General features: G+C 60.1%; 5 protein-coding genes. 2 read left to right on the top strand and 3 right to left on the bottom strand.

All coding sequences use genetic code 11. The features are described from left to right. From P1Y20_RS18335 to P1Y20_RS18325, 3 genes are all read right to left on the bottom strand, one after another. On the bottom strand, positions 1–1,113 hold a 1,113-nt coding region (locus P1Y20_RS18335; protein ID WP_304450134.1), incomplete at its 3' end, for an acyl-CoA dehydrogenase family protein. A gap of 64 nt (positions 1,114–1,177) precedes the next feature. Further along, entirely contained in the window at positions 1,178–2,980 is a 1,803-nt protein-coding gene (locus tag P1Y20_RS18330) for a dihydrolipoamide acetyltransferase family protein (RefSeq protein ID WP_304450133.1), read from the bottom strand. 60 nt (positions 2,981–3,040) lie between these two features. Continuing rightward, on the bottom strand, positions 3,041–4,216 hold the full coding sequence (locus tag P1Y20_RS18325; RefSeq protein ID WP_304450132.1) for an iron-containing alcohol dehydrogenase family protein: 1,176 nt from the start codon (positions 4,214–4,216) through the stop codon (positions 3,041–3,043). Positions 4,217–4,322: 106 nt separating this feature from the next. On the opposite strand from P1Y20_RS18325, the gene P1Y20_RS18320 reads away from it, so the two are divergent. Beyond that, a complete protein-coding gene (locus P1Y20_RS18320; protein WP_304450131.1) occupies positions 4,323–4,787 on the top strand; it encodes a VOC family protein in 465 nt (154 codons plus the stop codon). Between the two features lie 87 nt (positions 4,788–4,874). Further along, positions 4,875–6,401, top strand: coding sequence for an acyl-CoA synthetase (locus P1Y20_RS18315; RefSeq protein ID WP_304450130.1), 1,527 nt, complete (start codon positions 4,875–4,877; stop codon positions 6,399–6,401). Positions 6,402–6,520 lie beyond the last annotated feature (119 nt).

The raw sequence follows: 6,520 nt of genomic DNA, 5'->3' as shown, positions 1-6,520 counted from the left end.
GAGTTCGTCGCTGACGGGTGCGACCCGCGCGAGGCGAACGTCGCGGTACAGTCGCTCGACGTGGTACTCGTTCGCGAATCCCATCCCACCGAGTGTCTGGACGGCTTGGTCGCAGGCATTGAACCCGGCACGGGCGGCCATGAATTTCGCTGCGTTCGCCTCCATTGCACACTCCTCGCCGGCATCGTACAGTGAAGCGGCCTTGTAAATCATCAGCTTCGATGTTTCCAGTTCGATTTTGTTCTCGGCCAGTGGGAACTGCACGCCTTGATTCTGCCCGATTTGCCGTTCGAACGACTCACGTTCGCTAGCGTAATCAACCGCGAGGTCCAGCGCGAGTTCACCCGCCGACAGCGGAATCGCCGACCAGATGATGCGTTCGGTGTTGAGCGTCCCAAGGACGTGGTAGAACCCCCGGTCTTCCTCGCCGAGGAGATTCTCTTCAGAAACACGAACATCATCGAAGACGACCTCACAGGAACCGAGACAGCGCATGCTCAGTTTATCGATCTTGTTCGTCGTCACACCGTCACTGTCTGTCGGGACGACGAACAGCGAGATACCCTCGTGGCGCGAGCCCTCACCCATCGGTGAGGTCCGGGCCAGCGTCACGATGTAGTCAGAAACATGTGCGCCAGTGGTCCATACCTTCGTCCCATTCAGTACGTATTCGTCGCCGTCCTTCTCAGCGGTTGATTTGATACCGGCTGTGTCCAGTCCCGCATCGGGTTCGGTCAACCCAAGGGCAACGACCGCCCCATTGGCTACCTCGGGGAGGAGACGTTCGCGCTGTTCGTTGTTGCCGTGTTCGTTGATGGAGACGCCACCAAACACCGGTCCGAGCGTGAGGAGGTTCGGTCCACTAACACCTCCCCCGTTGCGACCCAGTGCGAGGCCGACCGTCGCGACTTCTTCCATCCCGAGCCCCTCGCCACCGTACTCGGTCGGAACAGTCAGCCCCATGAACCCGGCATCGGTCAGGTCGTCCCAGATCTCGTGGGGAAACTCCTCAGCTTCGTCCTTTTCGCGCCAGTACTCGAGATCATAATTCGAACAGATATCCCGCGTGAGACGCTGCATCATCTGCTGCTCCTCGGACAGCGTAAAGTCCATGCCCCGAACTAACACGCTCGGGTCTTAGTACTTATGATAAATAATTTACTGGTGGGCAGGGTGCTCAGCTGACGGTGACGTCGGGGTCTCTGAGACCAGTAATGGCGTCGGAGTACTGCGATTCCCGACAGGCCGCGTAGATGAGTCGCTTCGCGTTCGCCGCCGAGAGATCTCCCCCCCGTTCCACCGCGATGGTCGGGACACCTTCGATCAACTCGACATCGAGGGTCGGTACCGGCCAGCTGTGGGCAGCGGCGACCTCGGTAGCATGCTCATGGATGTCGCGCTCGAGCAACTCAGCGACAGATATCTCGTCGAGTGACGTCCCAGTATTGCTCACTGGGCTCCCGCCGGTATCCTCGGTGTGAGTACTCATATCCTCGGTCGAGGCAGCAACGAGTCGTGACGGCGCCTCGACGAACGCCGTAAGTGTCTGGAGGAACCGAGCGGCATCGGCACCATCGACCGCTCGATGGTCGAACGAAAGCGAGAGGGTACAGGTTCGTTCCTTTTCGCCGTGGATGCACCCGACGCCGAGAATCGCTACCTGTGGGGGGTTGATAATCGGGTCGAACGAGTCGATACCGAACATTCCGAGGTTCGTGATGGTAAACGTCCCTCCCTGGAGGGTGTCCATCGAAAACGATTCATCGAGAACAGCGTCGGTCACCTCTCGGCGCTCGCTGGCGATACTCACTAGCGAGCGTCGGCCCACCTCGCGAATGACTGGCGTGACGAGCCCTGCGTCGGTGTCGACGGCTACGGCGACGTTTCGCTCGGCGATCAACCGCAGGTTGTCGTTCTCGAACCACGCGTTAAATTCAGGGTGGGTCGCCAGTGCTCGGCCCGCGGCCGCAACGAGTACGTCCGTGAACCCTACGGTAGTGTCTCCATCTTCTGTGAGTTCTGTCGCCGTCTGGAACCCCCGGTCAACGCTCACCGAGCGATTGAGTGTGACATGGGGGGCCTGCCTCGCCGACTGCGTCATCCGACCGGCGATGGTTTGGCGCATGCGTGAGAGTGGCTGCTCCTCCACGACAGTGACACCATGGGCAGCCGCGTCCGTCGGCGAGCGGCCATCCATGGACGCTCTGGGGGGTTCAGCATTTTCAGACGGCCTCGGTACGGTTTCCTGTCCTGCGGCGGCCCGCACGTCCGATTCCGTCACCCGGCCGTTCACGCCCGTTCCTCGGAGATCACTCATCGAGATCCCCTGTTCTCGAGCGAGTCGACGTGTCCTCGGAGTAGCGAACGACCGTCTCTCTCCAGCGACGTCGGGGTCGGCGGCTGTGTCATCTGTCTCCCTCGTGACGACTGCTTGCTCCAGAACGTCCTCAACGTCGGCTCTGAGGACGGCACCTTCCGGACCAGACCCCTGGATGGTCGAAAGGTCCACGTCTTCAGACGCTGCCAGCTTCCGCGCCCCTGGAGCGGCTCGAATCGTCAACTCATTCTCTGTACTAGCTTCTGTGCTGGCGTCGATGTGAGCGTCAGTACTGGCGCTGGTACTATTTTCGTCGGAAGACGTGTCATCGACGTCTGTCTGGCCACTGTTCCCGGAACCGTCATCACTGTCACTTTCGGGCTCGATTCGACTTCCAGGAGCTGGGGCGTCCTCGATGTGTTCGTCGTCGGCAAGGACGACCCCGATAAGCGTCCCCGGCGGCACTTCCTCACCTGCGTCGACATCGATGCGAGCGAGTTCTCCAGACTGCGTCGCGACGACGTCGGCGGCTGCTTTCTCGGACTCGACGATTGCAAGCACGTCGTCTTCCTCGACGGAGGTGCCAGCCTCGACAACCCACTCAGCGAGCAGGCCAGTCTCCATCGTATTCCCCATCATCGGCATGCGAACTGCCTGAACCATTGGAAACCTATGGAAACCCGAACAGTAAAACAGTACCGTCGGTCGGACGTTCCGATACGCTCACCAGGCTGCGTCGAGAACGTCGCGGATATCCGCTTCGGTCACTGGCCGTGGATTGCTCGCCATCGCCGAGTCCGTCGCGGCCACGGCCGCGAGTTCGTCGAAGTCGTCTCGATCGACATCGACATCCCGCAGTCGATACGGGACGTCGATCTCTGTCTGGAGGTCACGAACAGACTCGATAACGCGTCTGACGACCCATTGATCGTCCCGGCCCTCGGTATCGATGTCCATCGCAGCAGCGATACGACGGACGCGCTCGGGGACTGCAGGCATATTGAACGCGATGCCGTGAGGCAGCAGTATGCTGTTACCGTCCCCATGGGAGACAGGGTGGCGTGCACAGAGTGCGTGATTGATTCCATGGTTGATACAGATGCCACCGATGAGGCCCAGCGCGCTGAGTGCCGCTCCCACCTGTGCACCTTCGAGGGCGGTCTGGTCATCAGGATCCGCAACGGCGTCGGAAAGGTGAGCCATCAGCAACTCAATCGCCCGAGCGGCCGTCGCTTGGTAGAACGGGTTCTCACCCCGAGGGTCTGAGTAGAGGATTTCGACGGCATGGTCGAGCGCGTTCATCCCGGTGCTCGCGATGATACTCGGCGGTGTCGTCGCCGTCAACTCGGGGTCGTAGAAACTGGCGACCGGACGTACCTTCTCGTCCACGAGAACACCTTTCTCACCGCGTTCGAGGTCGGTCACGCCGAACGCGTTGCTCACCTCTGCCGCCGAAAGCGTGGTCGCGATGGCGAACACCGCAGCCTTCTCAGCCGGCAGTGCGGGAACGTACGCCTCACCGTCATCGGTCGTCTGCGCTTTCATCTCGTCCATCGACCGCCCTTCTTCGGCGTCGAACGTCGCGATCGCTTTCGCCGTGTCGCTGGCACTCCCGCCACCGACACTCACGAGAACGTCGGCTCGACAATCGCGTTTGACGCGAACCCCTTCCATGACGGTTTCGAGCGGGACGTCGCTTCGTGCTCCGGTGAATCTTGTAGTCGAGTGGTCGCCGAGAGCTCGTTCGACCGCTTCGAACAGGTCGTCGTTCGCGCCGACGTGTTCGCCACAGACGACCAACACGTGGGTCGCTCCCACTTCATCGAGGCGTGTCGAGAGTTCGTCGATACAGCCGGCACCCCAGACGAACGTGTTTGCCTCGTACGCATGCACTGGCATACCATGCCTCTCGTTGGGAGCCAACCATAACCGTTCTGGTGAATTGTCGGTAGACCGCCAGTGTGACCCACAGTTTCATACCCCGTGGGCATTACTCTCGCTCGTTATGGACGTAGTCAGTATCGACCGCATCGTCATCGCCACCGACAATCTCGATAGAACCGCAGGCACACTCACCGACCGCCTCGACCTCAACTTTGGCGAGTTGCTGACGCTGACGACGGAGACCGCTGGTGGGACGAATGACCTGCAGAGCGTGATCGATACCGCCGGCATTGGTATCGACGTCGTCGAGCCGTCGGACAACGACTCGGAGAACGCCGTTGCACGATTCATCGAGAAGTACGATACTGGGCTGTACGCCATCGCGTTTCGGGTGGCAGATCTCGAGGCCGCCGCAGGGGAACTGGCCGACGATGGGGTTGAGCCGGTCGGAGAGATCTCCGCGGGTGAGTTCACCGAGTACCTGTACCATCCCCGGGACTTCGATGGGCTGTTTATCTTCCTCGCGGAGTTTCCACATGCCTTCGAGGCAGGAACGCGATTAGCTGCGCTCGAAGACAGGCTGTAGACACGGTCTCTGGCGTGTTCCTCGGTACACTGCAATCGTGATTATACGGGAGGTATGCATATTACACTGGAGCCACACCCCGGAGGTATGCGCCAAGCGAACTTCGGGTACATCCTTCGCAAGAAGTCGTACTACCACCCTGACTCAGTCGCTATTGTCGAACAGACGACCCGCGATGAACACACATACGGCAAACTCGAACGGCGCTCGAACAGCATCGCCCGCGCGCTGGCCGACCGCGGTATCGGTCAGGGCGACCGAGTGTGTGGGCTGTTCCGCAACTCAATCGAGTTCTTCGAGCTGTTCTTCGCCACCTGCAAACTCGGAGCCGTCATCGCGCCGTTCAACTACCGCCTGTCTCCGGACGAACTCGACTACCTGACCGGCGACGTCGAACCGGACCTCTACGTCTTCGAAAGCGTGTTCGAGGAGACGGTCAAGCACCTATCGCTCGACGGTGTCCAGACGGTCAGAATCGGTTCGCCCAGTGAGGAACGCGTTGACGCCGACCCCTGGGATGGGTTCTACGAGTTCGATAGCGCGGAACTATCCATCGCAGACGGGTTCGACGACCCCGCGGTACTGCTCTACACCAGTGGGTCGACCGGCCGACCGAAAGGGGTCCCCCTCTCCCACAAGAACCTGTTTTTCTCTTCGGTCAGCTACGTCGTCGACGCGCAACTCTCTGCCGACGACGTTACGGTTACCTCTAGCCCCATCTTCCACGTCGGGGGACTCAACATCTTCACACTCCCGCTGCTTCACGTCGGGGGGACCGTCGTCCTTCAACAGGAATTCGACCCCGAAGAGGCGTGGGAAATCCTGGAAGCATACGACGTCACCAAGACGTTCGCGATTCCTACGATGCTCAATGCGATGGTCGACGTGGAGGGATGGCGTGAACACGACCTTTCCGCGCTCGAACTCGTCGTCGGTGGTGGCGAACCGGTTCCGAGCGAGCTGAAACGCCAGTTCGATTCGATTGATGTTCAGTGTGTCGCGGCCTACGGCCTCACCGAGACGACCGATGGGTCATTGATGTTACGCCCCGAGCATGCAATGGAGAAACCTCCGAAGTGCAATGGGCAGACGTTCACCCACGTCGATGCCAAGGTCGTCGATGAGTCCGGAGCGGAGTGTGGCCCCGGCGAGAGCGGTGAGTTGCTCCACCGTGGACCGACAGTCGCCGATGGATACCTCGGGTTACCGGAGAAGACAGCCGAAGTGTGGGACGACGATGGCTGGTTCCATACAGGGGACATCGCGGAGGTAGATGAGGACGGCTTCTATCACATTCACGGCCGTCTGGACGACATGATAATCTCGGGTGGGGAGAATATCTACCCCAGTGAGGTCGAAGAGGCGCTCTATTCCCACCCGGACGTGACTGGTGCGGTCGTCTTCGGTGTTCCCGACAGCGAGTGGGGAGAAGTCGTTACTGCAGTCGTCGCTACGACCGATGGGAAGGAGATTTCCGAAGAAGCGCTTCGCTCGTTCCTCGAGAGCCGGCTTGCTCGGTTCAAACACCCGAAGCGTGTCGAGTTCGTCGAGGACCTCCCGACCAGCGGCACCGGGAAGATAGAACGCCAAGCCGTCGTCGAGCGTCATACGTAACCAGAATCCTGTCCCGAGGGCAACGCTCTTCGAACCAAAGATGTCACGCAGCCATCTCATAACGCATAAACCGATTATTGGAAAGACGAAAAAATGGAAAACAGATATATACTTGCACT

This window comes from Halomarina ordinaria, from assembly GCF_030553305.1.
Lineage (GTDB): Archaea > Halobacteriota > Halobacteria > Halobacteriales > Haloarculaceae > Halomarina > Halomarina ordinaria.
This window is presented reverse-complemented; position numbering and strand designations above follow the sequence as displayed.